Raw genomic sequence first — 17,425 nt, 5'->3', positions numbered from 1 at the left:
CATCTTTGTATTGTAATCAAATACAGCAAAGACAGAAAATAACTTAGTAACTTAAAATTCAACTGTTATGGGATTAATCATTACATCAGCTTTACTACTTGCAATCATGTTGTTCGTAAACAAGGCTGTTTTTACAGAAAGAGAAAATAGAATCAGTTCTAAAGAATTCTTTAAGGTCATTACTAGATTCTAATAAAAATATAAGTTGGTTTTTGGAAGTAAATTAGGAGCCTCGGAGAAGCAGGGATGTGGGAAGTGATGGCTCCTGATTTTTTTCAAATTCATAGAGCCTCGTAGTTAATAACGCTGCAGGTAACAAAAAAAAGTTAGTTATTATATAATGAAACAAGAACAGCGACAGTGAGGGAGCATGAGGAGACAGTTCTTGTTTTCATTTCTGATTAGTCACCTACTAAAAAAGGTATAACTTGGTCGAATTCAAGTTAGGTGAGGGTAGCAGCATTTTGGGAATTTTGCATAGGCGCCCTTGCCATTCCTATTTCTATTCTATTTATAAGTCCCAGTCAAAAGGCAGGAATTAAATCCAATCAATTCCTTTTTTCAATTTGTTTAATGTCTCTTCTTCTTTTGATCCAGTTTTTGGTTCGAATTGATATGCCCAATTTGCCTGAGGAGGAAGACTCATTAATATAGATTCAGTTCGTCCATCTGTATCCAATCCAAACTTAGTTCCTTTATCTAATACTAGGTTGAATTCAACATACCTTCCCCTTCTTAGATATTGCCAAGCTTTTTCATTTTCTCCATATGCTAAATCTTTATTTTTAGTCATGAATCTGGTGTAGATAGGTGCAAATTGGCTTCCAACGTCTTGTACAAACTTCCATCGGTCTTCCATGCTGATGCCATCTTTTTCATTCAGCCGATCAAAGAAAATACCTCCAATTCCCCTAGTTTCTTTTCTATGTTTGATAAAGAAGTAGTCATCAGCCCATTTCTTAAAGTCAGTATAGTAACTGGAGTGATGTCTATCACAAGTATCTTTCATAGTTCGATGAAAATACTTAGCATCTTCATCAACTACATAATGTGGAGTCAAATCTATTCCCCCTCCAAACCAGTTGATCCCGTTACTCATTTCGAAGTATCTAACATTCATATGAATGATTGGAACCATGGGGCTAATAGGATGCATTACTATAGATACACCAGTAGCGAAAAAATCAGCCTTATCAAGACCTAACGCTTGAAGAATTTTATTAGGAGTTGGACCTTCTACAGCTGAGAAATTCACTCCACCTTTTTCTATGATATTACCATTTTGAAGAATTCGAGTTCGTCCACCCCCACCTTCTGGGCGAGTCCATAAATCTTGTTCAAATTTCCCTTTTTCGTCAGTTTCTTCTAGGGCTGTGCAAATAGAGTCTTGAAGGGATTTGAACCAGTTTTGTATTTCTTCTTTATTCATAGATTATAGTGTTAAAATGGATAGCCTATCCCGATATTCCAAATCAACTTGGAATAACCAGGATAATCCGGTATATCCCATGGATTTCGATCTAGTTCACCAGTAGCAGTCCTTGTACCTGGGTCTCTGAGCTTCCATGCTGCATCCAAGCGCAATAGTAAAAAGGATAAATCTAACCTTACTCCGTATCCTCCTCCAATTGCGATTTCTTTAAAGAAATTGCTTGATTTGAATTGAGCACCAGGTCTAGTAGGGTCATTTCGTATCGTCCATGTATTCCCAGCGTCTAAGAAAAATGCACCATATAGAAAGCTAAAAAGCTTGTGACGCAATTCAACACTTGTTTCTAAAATTATTTCTCCAGGTTGTTCATAGTTGTTGTTATACACTCCCTCTTCATCTACTGGCGTAAAAGAACCAGGGCCAAGACGTCGTGGGGTCCATGCACGAATTCCATTACTACCTCCAGAGAAGTAAAATTTTTCATACGGCAGAGTTTCATTCTCACCATATGGAATAGCCAAACCGGTATGAAATCGTCCTGCAAATGAGATTCTAGCAAACAAAGGATGGACATGTCTAAAATCGAAATCACCTTTAGCGTATTTATATACTTCTACCGCCTTGTTAGTAGCAACTTCTTTATAGATCGCTTCAGAATTGCCACCAGTCTCAATTTTGTAGTTTAGATAAGAAGAAGGATGAGTAGCATTCCCATAATCATTGAAATTATAAGTCGGGGAATACCACATACTAGTCACAAAGGCAGATTGGAAAGATTGAATTAAGTTATTGCCTTCGGAGGCCAAGCTGTCTAGAAAATTATTGTACTCAGCGGTAAGGTCAGATTTAATAAAATTGACTTCTGTTAGGGCGAAATTGTGCACGACATTTTTTTCATATTGTACCCAACTATATTTGATAGCTGAGGATATCGCATTTCTTTGATATTCCGGTCTGAAGATGAAGTTTAATCCAGAAGAAATTCTTGTTTTGGGGTTAAGTCGTCCAAGCTTTTGCCTTCTGTTATCTCTAAGAGGAGCTAAGAATTGAGGAAAAGTAATAGATAGATTTACTCCGTAATCGAGAGATGAATAGGGGCTACCTGTCTCGGATGCACCAGAAAGTCCTTCAAAACCAAATTGTCCACTTAATTGTAGTATTTCCAAACCTCTAAAGGTATTTCGGTTTTTGATAGAAGCATTGAAGAATGGGCCAGGTAAACCTTGTGTGACTTTTAATCCTGCTTCAGTAGATGTTTGATATTTTTTGAGAGGACTAGTATTGATGTTAGCTATGAATTTACCTCCAGTGGTATCATATTGGATGTTTGTAAACTTGAAAATATCAACATTTCCGAGCTGTCTTTGAGTTTCAAATGTGTTCGTTTTGCTGAATAGACTATCTTGATTGATAAATACTCTCCATGATAGATTTCTTTCTATGTATTTCCTATCATAAAACCTAAATGTGATATTGTAATTCTCTTTTTGAATTCTTTCTCGCTTACTGTCTTTTATATCTGCATCGGTGGTGAAATTTATCGAATCAATCCTATATACTTTATGATTACCTTTTTCAGGGTTTTTTATTCGAATACCAAGCGCTACTTTTTGATTTCCAAGAGTAGTGGTATCTACTCTATAACTGATATAGTTTCTTGAGAAAGTGTAGTATCCATTGTCTAGCATTAGGTTGAATATTCTGTCTCTTTCATTAGATAATAATTGTTGATCGTAATTAATACCCGTTTTTAAAAGGGAGTTTTCAGTATCTAGATAGATCAACTTATTTACCAAACTGTCTTGGATTTTATAATAAATGGAGTCTATTATATATGGGTCATTTTTAACCAGCTTGTAAGTAGCAGAAACCAGTTTGAATTCGTTATCAGTTGACTGTTCAACAGTACCGTTGAAATAGCCTTTGGAATGTAGGTAATTGGTTAAGTTTTCAACGGTTTGATTTTCTTGAGCGGTGTCATATATAGCAAGAGGTTCTCCCATTCTCATGAATAGGTTGCCTTCTTTCAGGTTTTTGTACTGCTTGTTCTCTTTTTTGATTTTTTTGTCCTTGAGTTTTTGTTGTTTCTCTTTATTGCCCTCTTTTTCAGCAATTTTAGTCTCATACTTGACTCTTATCTCTTCTATTTTGTTGACATATTTTATAGAGTCATAGCGCTTTTTTCCCATTTGATATAGGTCAACATAAGGAGACCATGGTAAGAAAAGAATTTTATCATTTGGGACATAGGAGTACTGTGCTTCTAGTTCGTCTAGGTTTAGTTTTCCAACACTTGTAAGGTGCTGATTGACCAGTATGGTCTGATCTTCAACTAAATAGCGTCTACCCATACAGCCAGATAGCAGATAAGACACAGATAGAACCACGATTAGAAACCGAAAAGCTCTGGATACTACAATATTTGAGTTCTCCTGAGAAATACTAAATAGATTTAATCGCTTATGTTTGAATTTTAAATTGTGGGCAAGAATGTATTCAATCCCATTGTACTGAAACTGAAACCAGCTGAGAATGATTTCAAAACGCGAGTCAAAATTCATTAAATCACTCCAATTAAAAAAATTTAGAACCCTTGAAAAGAAGTTTGTCGTCGAAGGAGAAAAAAGTGTGTGTGAATTGCTAGTCTCAGGTCTGGATATCGATAGGGTTTTTGTTACAGATAAATTTGCTAACCTTCATTCAGAGTTGCTTAATCCAATTGATGATAAGGTGGGTTTGGCGAGTCAATCTGAAATAGAGAAAGTCGGTACTTTTAAATCTAATAATGCTGCTTTGGCGGTGGTTAAGATGCCAGAAGTAGCACCCATAAAGAACATAAATAAGTCTATTCTTGCGTTTGATAGGGTCATGGATCCAGGGAATTTAGGTACTATTATTCGTATTGCAGATTGGTATGGATTTCAAGATATCGTTTGTTCTATAGACTCTGTAGATTGTTATAACGCTAAGGTCATTTCATCAACCATGGGGTCGTTTACGAGAGTGAAAGTTCATTATCAGGATTTGAAGACCTTATTAAGAACAACCACAAACACTTATGGAGCTGCACTTGGAGGTGAAGATTTACACAAAGTCAAGTTTAGCGAGCCATCGATCATTTTGTTTGGTAATGAATCTCATGGAATAGCTGACGACTTACTTGATTTAGTTCAAAATAAGGTGAAAATAGAAGGCTTTGGTCAAGCAGAGTCTTTGAATGTGGCAGTGTCTACTGCGATTTTTTGTGATAACTTCAAACGTCTTACTGTATGACAAAAAATGTAATTATTACAGGAGTATCAACTGGTATTGGGTATGCGTGTGCACAAATGTTTATTGGCGAAGGCTACAAGGTCTTTGGTAGTGTAAGGAAGAAAGAGGATGGGGAAAGACTTCAATCTGAATTAGGTGAAAACTATTACCCATTAGTTTTTGATGTGACCAGTAAGGAAGAAATTACTCAGGAATTTGGTAGATTAAAAACTCTGGTCAGTGATGGGGTAGTTTGTTTAATCAATAATGCTGGGTATGCAGTTACTGGCCCAGTAGAATTTTTAGATGTCCAAGAGTATAGAGATCAATTTGAGGTTAACTTTTTCAGCATTATTGAGATCACAAAGGCTTGTTTGCCCTTATTGAAACTAGCTAAGAAAAACGGGCTTAATCCTAGAGTGATAAATATGAGTTCTATTGCTGCTAAGAATTGTATGCCGTTTATGACACCATATTCTGCATCAAAAGCCGCAGTAGATAGTTTGACCGAAGGACTTAGAAGGGAATTGATGGTATTTGGTATTGATGTGGTTGCTTTAAATCCTGGACCGATAGCTACACCCATTTGGTCAAAGATTGAAGAGTTTTCTACAGAGGTTCAGAATTCCGAGTATGGACTTCCTTTGAAGAGATTGATGAAATTGGTAAGAAAGTCAGAAAAACAAGCTGTAGGAGTAGATAGGTTCGCTAGAGTTGTGTTTAACACATTCAAAGTTAGAAATGCTAAAGTGAGTTATGTGTTTACTTCGGGTAAGTGGGTGAGGTATTATTTACCAAAGTATCTGCTATCTACTAGGAAATATGATAGATTGTTAGCTAAGGTGTTAAAAATGATTTGATTATGAGCTATTTGGACACAGTTAAAAGATTTTATTCAGCATTCAATGAACGTGATAGCGAGGTAATGAACTCTTGTTATCATGAGGATGTAAGGTTTACAGATCCAGTGTTTCAGCATCTAGATTACAATGAGACTAAAGCGATGTGGTCTATGTTAGTCAGTAGAGCTACAGATCTTACTGTAGAGTTAGTCAGTTGTAAGGAACAAGGAAATATAGTAGTAGCAAATTGGGAAGCGATTTATACCTTTTCAAAAACGGGAAGAAAAGTTCATAATAGGATAGAAGCCACATTAAGATTTGAAGATGAGTTGATTATTGATCATGTAGATAGGTTTGATATATACAACTGGTGTAAAATGGCTTTTGGTTTCTTAGGACTTATATTAGGATGGACCTCAAAGTTTCAAAATAAGGTAAGGGTAATGGCAGAAAAATCCTTAAACAGTTATATGTCTAAGACTTAGTTCATTTTCGATCTTTTGATCAAATATGATTCTAAGATATTCTCAAACCCTAATGAAATATCTGCATCAATAAAGTCAATTTTAAGTTGATGGCATTTTAAATAGAGTTCCTTATAGTGCGTATTCATTTGCTCGTAATACGACTCTTTGATGTCTGTAGGAGTTAGTTTAATGATCTCACCTGTTTCTGCATCTTGGAACTTGTGAGGCCTATCTTCAAAATCAAATTCCAGTTCTGTCTTTTTATCATTTACATGAAACATGATTACTTCATGTTTGTTGTGCTTAAGATTTTGCAAACCTCTAAATACTTCGTTTTGCTTTTCAGGATCGCTATCTAACATGTCTGAAAATAATATAACTAGAGATCGACGAGGAATTTTCCCAGCGATATCATGTAAAGTCTGAGCTACACTACTTTTACTTTCTTTTTGTTCTTCATCAAATAACCTTTGAAGGTTTAACAGAAGGTTATGGACGTGTTTAGAAGTGGAACGAATTTCAGATTGAAAGTCGATGTGGTCAGAGAATGTAAATAGCCCAACAGCATCTCTTTGTTTTTGCATTAAGAATGCTAAAGCTGCCGAAGATAGGATTGAATACTTGATTTTATCATTAGACGGTTTTGGGTAGTACATCGATGAAGAAGTGTCTAGCACTATGTAGCAGCGTAAATTGGTCTCTTCTTCGTATCGTTTAGTATATAATCTATCCGTCTTTGCGAATACTTTCCAATCAATATGTCGAGTGCTTTCACCAGAGTTGTACAATTGGTGTTCAGCGAATTCAACAGAAAATCCATGATAAGGAGATTTGTGAAGTCCGGTAATGAAACCTTCTACCAGCTGTCTCGCTAGCATTTCAATATTAGAAAATTGCTTTAGTTCGTTGATATCTAGCTTCAGTTTCATGCAGTGCCGAGAAAAAATGTTCTTATCACAATGTTATTAAAATGTTAGGTAATATCGATTATTTCTTCTTAATCCCAATGTAGCTTTAAACAGTTACAGCTATCTGGTGATCTACCATTCAAAGACTTGTAATTGTCCGCGAAAAATAAGTATATTTAAATTCTAAGAAAAGGAATTAGGTAATACTACTTACAGCCTCTTAAAATTTAAACGAACCGCAAAGTGGAAGAGAACAAAGAAAACGACAGAGCTGAAATTTACTCAGAGAGAGTAAGAGCAGGGAAAAGGACGTATTTTTTTGATGTGAAGGCGACACGGTCAAATGATTACTACCTGACCATAACCGAAAGCAAAAGAAAATACAATGATGACAATTTCTTTTATGAGAAGCACAAGATCTTCTTATACAAAGAAGATTTTAACAAATTCGTTCAGGCATTAAATGATACTGTCAATCATGTGAAAGACGAATTGATGCCAGAAGTAGATTTTGATGAGTTTGACAAAGACCATGAACAATCTTTAGAAGCAGTAGCAGACAATGGAGAATCTTCAGAGCTGCAATGGGATTAAAATAGGTTATCTGAACATACAAGAATTAAAGCCTCGATGAAAGTCGAGGCTTTTTTCGTATTTTGGCTCCATGATCAATAAAACCCTGATTCAAATACTGGCGATCGCAGCTGCTTTTGTCTTTAGTGCATGGTTGTTTTCAGATATATTTCTGTATCTGGTAATCTCAATAGTCATAGCAACTATACTAAGGCCATTGACGAATGTGATTAATCGTCTTTATATCTACAGTATTAAAATGCCAAGAGTGTTAGCCATTCTTGTGTCATTTATCGTGGTGATAGGAGTGATTTCAGCATTTATGCTATTATTTATTCCTTTGATTGTTGATCAAATAAATGTTCTCTCCGAACTGAGTTTTGAAGAAGTGTATGCTAATCTTTCGCAGCCAATTGTTTCTCTAGAGAAGTTTTTAATCCATGCTGAGGTGATTAATCCTAATGATCATAATCTAACAGAAACAATACGACAAGGCACATTTAATATAATTAGTAGTATTGAAGTAAATTCTGTAATTAACAATTTGGTAAGCATTACTGGAGGCTTCTTTATAAGTATGATGGCCATATCATTCATTACCTTTTTCTTGTTGTACGAAAATGGGTTACTTGGTCGAGTAGTTATCTCCGTAATACCTAACAAATACTTCGAATTGTATATTTCTGCAATTCATAAAATTGAGAACTTATTATCCAATTACCTTATAGGGTTGACATTTCAGATGCTATCAATTTTTACTATTGCTGGGGTAGGGTTAACCGTGTTGGGTGTGAAATATGCACTTACTATTGCGCTTTTCGCGGCTTTGGCCAACTTGATTCCTTATTTGGGACCATTAATGGGGTCGGTGTTTGGGATATTGGTCGGTGTATCTACCACGGGGCATTTTGCTTTTGATAATTTTACTTTGATTCTTATCGCTAAGATAGGTTCAGTGTTTGGTTTTGTTCAGATCATAGATAATGTAGTCCTACAACCACTGATCTTTTCTAAAAGTGTTAAAGCTCATCCCTTAGAAATATTTGTTGTTATCTTTGCCGCCGCTTCATTGGCGGGGATTACAGGTATGGTGATGGCGATACCAGCTTACACGATAGTGAGGGTGTCGTTTATGGAAATCAGGTCTGGATTCAAGAGTTATAAGGTTTTTCAAGCAACAAAATAATATACCATGGGATTGCAATGCGGGATTGTAGGTTTGCCAAATGTAGGTAAGTCAACACTGTTCAATGCACTATCAAGCAACAAGGCAGAGGCTGCCAATTTTCCTTTCTGTACTATCGAACCAAATGTAGGAGTGATTTCTGTCCCTGATGAGAGACTTCAGATTCTTGAAGGGTTAGTTGACCCAGAGAAAGTTCTCCCTACTGTGATTGAATTCGTAGATATAGCAGGATTGGTAAAAGGAGCTAGCAAAGGAGAAGGGCTTGGTAATAAGTTTTTAGCCAATATTCGTGAAGTTGATGCTATTGTCCATGTAACTAGATGCTTCAATGACGACAACATTGTCCATGTAGATGGTCACGTCAATCCAGTAGCGGATAAGGAGGTAATAGATACAGAGCTTCAATTGAAAGACCTTGAGTCAATAGAGAAGCAAATCCAAAAGAATGAAAGAGCTGCTAAATCTGGTGATGCTAAATTAAAGGCTGTTGTAGAGGTATTATATGAGTATAGAGATTTACTTGAATCAGGTAAGAATGCTCGTGAACTTGAACTAACGGATGAGAGAAAAGAAGTTGTAGGCCCACTTCAACTTTTGACAATCAAACCAGTAATCTATGTAGCGAATGTAGAAGAGACAGCTATTCATACTGGAAATGAACATGTGGAAGCTTTAAAAGCTGCTGTAGCTAATGAAGGTGCTCAAGTAATTACAGTTAGCGCAAGTATCGAATCTCAGATAGCTGAATTGGATGATCCAGAAGATAAGCAGATGTTTTTGGAAGAATATGAATTGACAGAATCAGGTTTGGATAAACTGATTAGAGCCGCTTATGAGTTACTAGATTTGATCACCTATTTTACTGCGGGTAAGACTGAAGTAAGAGCTTGGACGATAAAGAAAGGTTGGAAGGCTCCTCAAGCTGCTGGTGTGATTCACACAGACTTCGAGAAAGGATTTATCAAGGCAGAGGTAATCAAAATTCCAGATTATCAAGAATATAAAACGGAAGCTGGCTGTAAAGAAGCTGGAAAGCTAAGAGTAGAAGGTAAAGAATACATAGTGGCTGACGGAGATGTAATGCATTTTAGATTCAATGTTTGATATGTTGATCTGAGCATAAAAGATTTTGAATAAGCGGTATTCTTGTGAAAGAATAGCGCTTTTTTGTTTTATGAGGAATAATCTCAAATACGATTTTGTAATCATCACTCCTGGTCGAAGTGGATCATGGTATCTATTGGAAACTCTGGATAACTATGAAGACATTTCTATGGATGGTGAAGTCTTCGATCGATCTATTTATGAGAACAATTCTTTTAATGTTTTTTTGAGATCAAATCTTTTGAATAGGCTAATAGCCTTTTTGTTCAATAGGCAATCTTTTTCAAGGTCGAGGTTTAATTTCCCTCTTAAATATCTAATTCAATCTTATTTGTTGCCTGGTGAAAGCAGCCATTTAGGTTTGAAAGGTTTCAAAATAAGTTTAGATCAATTGGAAGCCTATCCACAAGTAGAAAAGTGTCTAGCTGATTCAAATTGTAAAGCGATATACTTGAATAGAGAAGATAAATTGATTCATGCAGTTTCTTTCTTAAGAGCTAGGAAAACGGGCTTGTATAACATAAAAAAGAAAGATATAAATGTTGGAAAAATAAGACTAAACCCAGAACAAGTAATTAGTCAAATTGCTGAATCAGAGTGTCAAGAAAAGGCTTTTTTCGAAAGAGGTAGATTTAAGAAGGTTGTGTCTATTTCCTATGAGTCATTATTTGAAGATCAGATAACTACACTTTCAAGTATTAGAGCATTTTTAGATTTACCAATTGCGGAAATGAAAAAGTCTACTTTTGTACAAGTTACACCTTCAAAAACTGAAGAGTGGCTTGAAAATTGGCAAGAAATAAAAACCTCTTTCGATAAGAATAATACCAAATTCAAATGCTGACATTCCCAAACGCAAAGATCAATCTAGGGCTAGATATAGTTTCGAAACGTCCAGATGGCTATCATAATATATCCTCTTGTTTTATTCCTGTAAACTGGAAGGATGCTTTGGAAATAGTGCCGTCAGATGAATTTAAATTCTCATCTTCAGGACTTGAAATCCCAGGAAAGACCGAATCAAACCTTTGTGTGAAGGCATACGAATTACTTAAGACAGATTATGACATAGGTTCCGTACACATTCATCTTCACAAAGTAATTCCTATGGGGGGAGGTCTTGGAGGAGGTTCTGCTGATGGTGCTTTTGCACTTAAGATGCTTGATAAAGAGTTTGGTCTCAACTTGACAATAGAACAATTGCAGAGTTATGCCAAGAAACTCGGTGCAGATTGCCCTTTCTTTATTGAAAACAAACCCGTATTAGTTTCAGGTATCGGTGAGATATTCGATGATATTGATTTGGATTTGTCTAGATACAAAGTGGTTATAGTCAACCCTATGATTCATGTACCTACTAAGATTGCGTTTAGCCAAGTGATGCCCCAAAAGCCTAATGTAGAAATCAAAGACATATTAAACAGTCCGGTGACAAATTGGAAAAGCCAATTAAAAAATGACTTTGAACCCTCTGTTTTTGATGCTTATCCAGAAATTCTTTCTTTGAAAGATAAACTATACACTCTGGGAGCGGACTATGTGAGTATGACAGGAAGTGGAGCTTCTGTGTATGGCTTGTTTCCTTCTGAAGCTGATGAGCTGGATTTAAAATTACATTTTGGGGATATGCCTACATTTATTTCTCAGTTATCGATATAACGGCATTGTCCACTTGGGTACAATAAGTCACAGCACAGAATTGGATTCTGTACTGTGATTACATTTAATAACTTGTTTCGTCTAGCTGTACTTTTCCACTAAAGGTCTTATAAACAAAAAATGTATAGCTAAGAACTAGAGGTGTGCCAATAGCCACCATTATCAACATCATTCCCAAAGATTTGTCAGAAGCTGCGGAGTTATAGATGTCTAAATCATACATTGGATCTACAGTGGAAAATAGAAGCTTAGGATAGACTTCAATTGCGACTTGAACTAGTAGAAGACTTATAGTCAAGGACGTGAATGCGAATGCCTGCCCATACTTCTTTTTGTTGGCTAATCTAGGAACGTTAGCTACACTTAAAAACGTCAGGATAGGAACTATGAATAGTATAGGTGTCTCCTTGAAGTCGTCTGTTAAATGAGGGATGAAAAGCAATGTATAAATGGACATCACTGTAAAACTGATAATGAAGAATATGATGCCGCCTCTAAGAAGAAACTTCATCTTAGCAAATAATCTGCCCTCAGTTTTTAACAGTAGATAAATTGCGCCATGAGTCATGAAAAGAGATAGCGTAGTTACACCAGTGATAAGAGCATAAGGATTCAAGAACTCAAAGAACCCAGCTTCTTCATAAGAGTATTCTGGACCTATTGCTATTCCTTGGATGACGTTACCAAGAACAACGCCTAGGAGAAAAGCTAAGGTGATACTAGATACACTGTAGCATACGTCCCAAGTCTGCCTCCACCATTTCATAGGTTCTTTGCCTCGAAATTCTATTGCTATAGCTCTGAATATAATGAACACTAAAAAGAGCATGAATGGAACGTACATCGATGACAAGAATGTAGCATACATGACTGGGAATCCTGCAAATAGTGCTCCTCCACCAATAACTAACCATACCTCATTCCCATCCCATACAGGGCCAATAGCATTGAGCGCTATTCGACGGTTTTCTTCCTTCTTAAAGAATAAATGCCAAGCGCCAGCCCCAAAATCAAAACCATCTAAAATGGCATATCCTGAAAACAACCCACCAACTACTAAAAACCAAAGGGTAGGGTAATCTATTCCAAATAAAGTTTCCATAATGATTAAGCTTTAATAGCATCCATGATGCCTTGAGTATTGGGTCTATCGTCTACAAGTGTCTCATCGTATGGGCCGTGTTTGATTTTCTTATCAAGTAAGTAAACAAACAAAATGAATAGCAGGAGATAAACGAAGAAGAAGAGAATTAAAGAGAACATTATCTGATTGGCACTCACAGCTTGCGAAAATGCCTCAGAGGTTCTAAGCAATCCATATACCACCCAAGGTTGTCTACCCATTTCGGCTGCAAACCATCCTGCTTGATTGGCGATTTGCGGTAGGAGCGCAGCGAATATAAATGCAGTGAGCAACCATTTGGTTTCGAAAAGTTTTCCTTTCCACCAATAAAAACAGCCTAACAAACTCAATCCAATCAAAGTCATACCTATCGCAACCATAATGTGGTAAAACTGGAATACGGCATTGACCTGAGGGGGACGTTCGTCTTCAGGAAAAGCATTTAGTCCAGTCACTGGTGTTTCGAAATCTTGATGAAGGAGAAAGGATAATCCACCGGGTACTTTGATACCGGTCACAGATTGTTCCTCTTTATTTACCCAACCCAATATGTACATATCTGCAGCTGCTTCAGCTTCGAAGTGTCCTTCTAGAGCCGCAAGTTTAGCAGGTTGATTGATTGCTACTCCGTCGGCTGAGTGATGACCAGTAAGTAACTGGCCCAAAGAGAAAATAGTAGCTACGACCAAGGCTATTTTAAAAGCAGTTTTAGAAATTTCTACATATCGACCTTTTACCAAGTAATAAGCATGTACACTTAATACCAAAAATGCTCCTGACAGAAACGCCCCTAACCATACATGACTGAGTCTATCGACACTAGAGGGGTTGAAGACCATCGCCCAAAAGTCTGTGATTTCGGCTCTGGCATTCAAACCTTCACCAACGACGTGATACCCTGCTGGAGTTTGTTGCCAACTATTAGCAATTACAATCCAGACTGCTGAAAACATTGATCCGAAGAATACTCCCATAGTCGAAACTAAGTGAACCCAAGGCTTGACTCTATTCCAACCAAATAGTAGAACTCCAAGAAAGCCACTTTCAAGAGCAAAGGCAAATATGCCTTCCGCAGCTAATGCACTACCAAAGACATCTCCAACATATCTAGAATAAGTAGCCCAATTAGTCCCAAACTCAAACTCCATTACTATACCAGTGACCACTCCGATTCCAAAGGTCAGTGCGAAAATTTTGGTCCAAAACTTAGCGAGTGTGTGATACTTTTCGTTTTTGGTACGAATGTAGAGTGACTCGAAAATCACCATGATCAATCCAAGACCGATACTAAGAGGAGGGTAGATGTAGTGGAAGGCTATTGTAAATGCAAACTGAATGCGCGCGAGGATTTCGGTATCCATAGGCAGTTTTTTGCTTGCAATTTACACGGAGTCTTTGATACAATTAAATAAAATTTAGCCCACTCATGACAAGTCGTTTCTAAGAAGGGGGTTTATGGCTTAAATATCCAGTATCGACAGGGGGGGAAGTATTGAATCTTGGCCAGAAAAAAACCGTTCCGAAATTCGGAACGGCTACTTCTCTCAAAAGTATAATTGTCACTTTTACATCAGATTGCATACTTATTTTCTGCAATTAGATGATCTGCTACCTCCCTTCTTATCTCCTTCACGTTAACAGGGTTCATTTTAGTAAATCTTTTCAATCCCATCAGCATCACTCTTTGTTCATCCCCTTGAGTAAATGAAATAATAGCGTCTTTGCCAGCCTTATTGATTTTCTCAGAAGCTTCGTACAAGTATATTTTAGCCATATTAGCTTGCAAAGAAGCCGCATTACCTTGCATGCTTGTCAATTTCTCTGCTCTCAAGATCGCAGACTCCGCAGCATAGATTTCAATCATCATATCCGCTACATTCATCATGATCTCTTGCTCTTGTTCAAAAGCTGGGCCAAATGTCTGAGCTGCTTTACCAGCCACCATAAGTACTGATTTTTTTAGTCTCTTTAATACTTCTTTTTCCTCAGCGAAAGGTTGAGACAAGTCTGGAGTCTCAAAAGAAGGTACTGCGGTTAATTCTTTAGCTACTGCCATGGCAGGCTCCATGATATTGAGTTCACCTTTCATGGCTCGCTTGAGTACCATGCCGACCATTAGCATTCGATTGATTTCATTAGTGCCTTCATAGATACGACAAATACGAGCATCTCTATAAGCTCTGGCCATAGGAGCTTCTTCAGAGAATCCCATACCTCCATACACCTGCACACCTTGATCTACTACATAATCGATAGATTCTGAACCATGAATTTTAGCAATAGCACACTCTATAGCAAACTGTTCAAATGCTTTCAATTTAGCTTCGTGATCAGGTGTTCCTCTGCTAATAAGATCTTCTATTTTATCATCAATATTCTGACCAGCACGATAGCAAATAGATTCAGTCACCCAAGTTTTAATAGCCATTTCGGCAAGTTTGTGCTTGATAGCGCCGAAAGAAGATATAGAAGTGCCAAACTGCTTTCTTTCATTGGCATAATTTGTTGATTTATTGACCACATCTTTACAGCCACCCAATACGCCAGCGCCTAGTTTGATACGTCCTATGTTTAGAATATTTACAGCTATTTTAAATCCATTCTCTCTTTCAGATAGCATATTTTCAACAGGTACTTTGGTGTCGTTGAAGAAAACCTGTCTGGTGGAAGATCCTTTGATTCCTAGTTTTACTTCCTCATCATTCATTGTGATGCCACCGAATGATTTCTCTACTATAAAAGCTGTTAATTTCTTGTCATCATCAATTTTGGCGAAGACTATGAATAGATCGGCAAAGCCACCATTAGAGATCCACATCTTTTGACCACTAATCAAGTAATGTTTTCCGTCGTCTGTTAGGGTTGCCTTAGTCTTTCCAGAGTTAGCATCTGAACCAGCATCCGGCTCTGTTAGACAGTAGCAAGCTTTCCATTCGCCAGTAGCGATTTTGGGAAGGTAAGTTTGCTTTTGTTCTTCAGTACCATAGTAGAGAATCGGTAGAGTACCGATACCAGTGTGTGCGCCATAAGTAGTTGAAAATGATCCTGTAGATCCTAATATATCTGCGATGAGCATGGAAGTATTGAAACTCATTCCCATACCACCATATTCCTCAGGAACAGAAATGCCCAGAAGACCTAGTTCGCCAGCTTTAGTCATGATGTCTGGAACTACTGTACCTTCTTGTTTTTCGATCTTTTCTCGGTTTGGTTCGATTTCTTTTTCAATGAAATCCTGAGTGGCAGCTGCCATCATTTTTTGTTCCTCAGTAAATTCCTCGGGGATAAATACTTCTTGTGCATCAGTCTCCCAGACTAAGTATTCACCGCCTCTGATCGTTCGTTTTTCTTGTACAGCTTCCATAATAAAAGGGTCTTATAGTTGTCAATAATCATCTGCATGTTTTGCAGCGTATTTGAAATATACTAAAAAATACTCTGCATGCATAATAAATTAATCTAATTAACGACTATTGTCATGAATTGGTTATATGATGCTGAAAGCCAGCGGTATCAAAAGAACCCCTTTGATGCCTCAAATTAATTTTGGAATGGATTGATTAATAAACCACTGAGGTCAAAAGCACCGAAATAATTAAAAGAACACCCCATGCTGGATGTTTGCCTTTGGTAGCGGAGAATATTAATAGTGCAGATATAAGGTAGGTTGCTAAAATCGCATATAAACTGAAAGCCCCATATCTAGTAGCTATTACAAAAGTATTACAAGCCATGAAGATCAACAAACTTCCACAGACGTAACCGAATAATGTGAGAGCATGCCAACTAGCCCATAGAATACCTTTATACATGCCTTGTGGTGAGTTTTTGGAGCTTCTAAAAATTTTTAATTCGCCGATGATACTATGAGCAGTGACCAGTAAGATGCTTAAAATTCCGCTGAGAAGTAGTAGCCAATTCATAAAGGATACAATCAAATTAAAACGCCAAATGAATAAAAACGCAAAGAATCGCTTCTTGATTCATGAAGTTACCTCAAATTCGCTTTTGGATAAGTCAATAGCAAAGTGAAAAGTAAATTCTTCTATCTGGTTGAGATCCAGTACTTGGGATTTAGATATCATGGTTGGGCGATACAACCAGAAGTAAATACCGTTCAGAGAATGGTAGAGCGTACACTCAGGTATGTGCTTGATGGGGCTAAGTTCAAAGTCCTCATCACTGGACGTACAGATGCACTAGTTTCTGCAAACCAATCCTATTTTGAATTATTCCTTGATGATCCGATTGAGATTGACAGCTTTCTTGTCAAGTTCAATGAAAACTTACCTGCCGATATTCGTGCTCTAAGTATAGAAGAGGTAGGGAAGGAGTTCAATGTCATCAATGACCCTAAGACCAAGGAGTACACCTACTTATTTTCTTATGGTCAAAAGAATCACCCTTTCGCGGCACCATACATGTGTTGCTTGCTAGGTGAGTTGGACATTGAGCTAATGAAGCAAGGCGCTAAACTGCTAGAAGGAGAGCACGACTTTATCAATTTTGCCTACAAACCCAAAGAAGACACTGTTACTCGTCGTAGTATAGATTCAGCAGAGATTGTTGCCAATGATATGATGACTGCAAGCTTCTTTCCTGAGAAAAGTTATGTATTTAAAGTCAGAGGAAAAGGTTTCATGCGCCATCAAGTTCGGATCATGATGGGGTGCTTGATCAATCTAGGTAGGGGAGATATCACTCTTGAAGAAATGCAAGCGCTTATAGATGCCAAAGAGCACAACCCTGTGACTTATGTAGCTCCAGCCAGTGGGTTGATGCTGAATGCAGTTAGCTTTAAATGAGTTTTATCTATTTTGAATAGATGAGCTTCTGAGATAGTAAGATTTTAGGTTTGTTATCTATTTGTTGTCAGTGT

General features: G+C 37.2%; 16 protein-coding genes. 9 read left to right on the top strand and 7 right to left on the bottom strand.

All coding sequences use genetic code 11. The annotated features are described in order from the left end of the window. Nucleotides 1–538: 538 nt before the first annotated feature. Entirely contained in the window at nucleotides 539–1,429 is an 891-nt protein-coding gene (gene hemF, locus DKG80_RS07310; protein ID WP_109830659.1) for an oxygen-dependent coproporphyrinogen oxidase, read from the bottom strand. Between the two features lie 11 nt (nucleotides 1,430–1,440). Beyond that, nucleotides 1,441–3,993: a translocation and assembly module lipoprotein TamL gene (tamL, locus tag DKG80_RS07305; RefSeq protein WP_109830658.1), complete on the bottom strand. Its 2,553-nt coding sequence runs from the start codon at nucleotides 3,991–3,993 to the stop codon at nucleotides 1,441–1,443. Here tamL and DKG80_RS07300 point away from each other — a divergent pair. The 3 genes from DKG80_RS07300 to DKG80_RS07290 are packed head-to-tail and all read left to right on the top strand — an operon-like array spanning nucleotide 3,965 to nucleotide 6,011. Next, a complete protein-coding gene (locus tag DKG80_RS07300) occupies nucleotides 3,965–4,705 on the top strand; it encodes a TrmH family RNA methyltransferase (protein WP_109830657.1) in 741 nt (246 codons plus the stop codon). The genes tamL and DKG80_RS07300 overlap by 29 nt on opposite strands. Further along, on the top strand, nucleotides 4,702–5,544 hold the full coding sequence (locus DKG80_RS07295; RefSeq protein WP_109830656.1) for an SDR family NAD(P)-dependent oxidoreductase: 843 nt from the start codon (nucleotides 4,702–4,704) through the stop codon (nucleotides 5,542–5,544). Before DKG80_RS07300 ends, DKG80_RS07295 begins: the two co-directional genes overlap by 4 nt. Nucleotides 5,545–5,546: 2 nt before the next feature. Further along, on the top strand, nucleotides 5,547–6,011 hold the full coding sequence (locus DKG80_RS07290; RefSeq protein WP_109830655.1) for a nuclear transport factor 2 family protein: 465 nt from the start codon (nucleotides 5,547–5,549) through the stop codon (nucleotides 6,009–6,011). Here the strand turns inward: DKG80_RS07290 and DKG80_RS07285 are convergent. Next, nucleotides 6,008–6,922: a DUF58 domain-containing protein gene (locus tag DKG80_RS07285; RefSeq protein WP_109830654.1), complete on the bottom strand. Its 915-nt coding sequence runs from the start codon at nucleotides 6,920–6,922 to the stop codon at nucleotides 6,008–6,010. The genes DKG80_RS07290 and DKG80_RS07285 overlap by 4 nt on opposite strands. Nucleotides 6,923–7,144: 222 nt before the next feature. Here DKG80_RS07285 and DKG80_RS07280 point away from each other — a divergent pair, with 222 nt between their 5' ends. The 5 genes from DKG80_RS07280 (at nucleotide 7,145) to ispE (ending at nucleotide 11,423) form a co-directional block, all read left to right on the top strand. Continuing rightward, nucleotides 7,145–7,495, top strand: a complete 351-nt coding sequence (locus DKG80_RS07280) for a DUF3276 family protein (protein ID WP_109830653.1) — start codon at nucleotides 7,145–7,147, stop codon at nucleotides 7,493–7,495. A 70-nt stretch (nucleotides 7,496–7,565) separates the two neighbouring features. Further along, on the top strand, nucleotides 7,566–8,660 hold the full coding sequence (locus DKG80_RS07275; RefSeq protein ID WP_109830652.1) for an AI-2E family transporter: 1,095 nt from the start codon (nucleotides 7,566–7,568) through the stop codon (nucleotides 8,658–8,660). A gap of 6 nt (nucleotides 8,661–8,666) precedes the next feature. Then, the gene (gene ychF, locus DKG80_RS07270; RefSeq protein WP_109830651.1) at nucleotides 8,667–9,764 is read left to right on the top strand and encodes a redox-regulated ATPase YchF; all 1,098 of its coding nucleotides are present in this window, start codon (nucleotides 8,667–8,669) and stop codon (nucleotides 9,762–9,764) included. 70 nt (nucleotides 9,765–9,834) lie between these two features. Beyond that, nucleotides 9,835–10,608, top strand: coding sequence for a Stf0 family sulfotransferase (locus tag DKG80_RS07265; RefSeq protein WP_109830650.1), 774 nt, complete (start codon nucleotides 9,835–9,837; stop codon nucleotides 10,606–10,608). Beyond that, the gene (gene ispE / locus DKG80_RS07260) at nucleotides 10,602–11,423 is read left to right on the top strand and encodes a 4-(cytidine 5'-diphospho)-2-C-methyl-D-erythritol kinase (protein ID WP_109830649.1); all 822 of its coding nucleotides are present in this window, start codon (nucleotides 10,602–10,604) and stop codon (nucleotides 11,421–11,423) included. The genes DKG80_RS07265 and ispE overlap by 7 nt, the downstream gene beginning before the upstream one ends. Nucleotides 11,424–11,487: 64 nt before the next feature. On the opposite strand, the gene cydB is transcribed toward ispE, so the two are convergent. From cydB to DKG80_RS07240, 4 genes are all read right to left on the bottom strand, one after another. Continuing rightward, entirely contained in the window at nucleotides 11,488–12,525 is a 1,038-nt protein-coding gene (gene cydB, locus DKG80_RS07255; protein ID WP_109830648.1) for a cytochrome d ubiquinol oxidase subunit II, read from the bottom strand. Nucleotides 12,526–12,530: 5 nt separating this feature from the next. Then, nucleotides 12,531–13,907 (bottom strand): cytochrome ubiquinol oxidase subunit I, encoded by a 1,377-nt coding sequence (locus tag DKG80_RS07250; protein WP_109830647.1) that lies wholly within the window; start codon nucleotides 13,905–13,907, stop codon nucleotides 12,531–12,533. Nucleotides 13,908–14,116: 209 nt separating this feature from the next. After that, the gene (locus DKG80_RS07245) at nucleotides 14,117–15,910 is read right to left on the bottom strand and encodes an acyl-CoA dehydrogenase family protein (RefSeq protein WP_109830646.1); all 1,794 of its coding nucleotides are present in this window, start codon (nucleotides 15,908–15,910) and stop codon (nucleotides 14,117–14,119) included. A gap of 196 nt (nucleotides 15,911–16,106) precedes the next feature. Next, complete coding sequence (locus DKG80_RS07240) at nucleotides 16,107–16,469, bottom strand: hypothetical protein (protein ID WP_109830645.1); 363 nt, start codon at nucleotides 16,467–16,469, stop codon at nucleotides 16,107–16,109. Between the two features lie 105 nt (nucleotides 16,470–16,574). Here DKG80_RS07240 and truA point away from each other — a divergent pair, with 105 nt between their 5' ends. Continuing rightward, on the top strand, nucleotides 16,575–17,351 hold the full coding sequence (gene truA, locus DKG80_RS07235) for a tRNA pseudouridine(38-40) synthase TruA (protein WP_109830644.1): 777 nt from the start codon (nucleotides 16,575–16,577) through the stop codon (nucleotides 17,349–17,351). Nucleotides 17,352–17,425 lie beyond the last annotated feature (74 nt).

Origin of the sequence: Reichenbachiella versicolor, assembly GCF_003171675.1 — a bacterium.
In the GTDB taxonomy this organism is placed as follows: Bacteria; Bacteroidota; Bacteroidia; order Cytophagales; family Cyclobacteriaceae; genus Reichenbachiella; species Reichenbachiella versicolor.
The sequence above is the reverse complement of the archived record's forward strand: the minus strand, read 5'-3'. Positions and strand labels throughout refer to the sequence as shown.

Coding starts and splice junctions, on each gene's coding strand:
- hemF (WP_109830659.1), bottom strand. CDS start 1,429: ATGAATAAAGAAGAAATACAAAACTGGTTCAAATCCCTTCAAGACTCT.
- DKG80_RS07300 (WP_109830657.1), top strand. CDS start 3,965: ATGATTTCAAAACGCGAGTCAAAATTCATTAAATCACTCCAATTAAAA.
- tamL (WP_109830658.1), bottom strand. CDS start 3,993: ATGAATTTTGACTCGCGTTTTGAAATCATTCTCAGCTGGTTTCAGTTT.
- DKG80_RS07295 (WP_109830656.1), top strand. CDS start 4,702: ATGACAAAAAATGTAATTATTACAGGAGTATCAACTGGTATTGGGTAT.
- DKG80_RS07290 (WP_109830655.1), top strand. CDS start 5,547: ATGAGCTATTTGGACACAGTTAAAAGATTTTATTCAGCATTCAATGAA.
- DKG80_RS07285 (WP_109830654.1), bottom strand. CDS start 6,922: ATGAAACTGAAGCTAGATATCAACGAACTAAAGCAATTTTCTAATATT.
- DKG80_RS07275 (WP_109830652.1), top strand. CDS start 7,566: ATGATCAATAAAACCCTGATTCAAATACTGGCGATCGCAGCTGCTTTT.
- ychF (WP_109830651.1), top strand. CDS start 8,667: ATGGGATTGCAATGCGGGATTGTAGGTTTGCCAAATGTAGGTAAGTCA.
- DKG80_RS07265 (WP_109830650.1), top strand. CDS start 9,835: ATGAGGAATAATCTCAAATACGATTTTGTAATCATCACTCCTGGTCGA.
- ispE (WP_109830649.1), top strand. CDS start 10,602: ATGCTGACATTCCCAAACGCAAAGATCAATCTAGGGCTAGATATAGTT.
- cydB (WP_109830648.1), bottom strand. CDS start 12,525: ATGGAAACTTTATTTGGAATAGATTACCCTACCCTTTGGTTTTTAGTA.
- DKG80_RS07250 (WP_109830647.1), bottom strand. CDS start 13,907: ATGGATACCGAAATCCTCGCGCGCATTCAGTTTGCATTTACAATAGCC.
- DKG80_RS07245 (WP_109830646.1), bottom strand. CDS start 15,910: ATGGAAGCTGTACAAGAAAAACGAACGATCAGAGGCGGTGAATACTTA.
- DKG80_RS07240 (WP_109830645.1), bottom strand. CDS start 16,469: ATGAATTGGCTACTACTTCTCAGCGGAATTTTAAGCATCTTACTGGTC.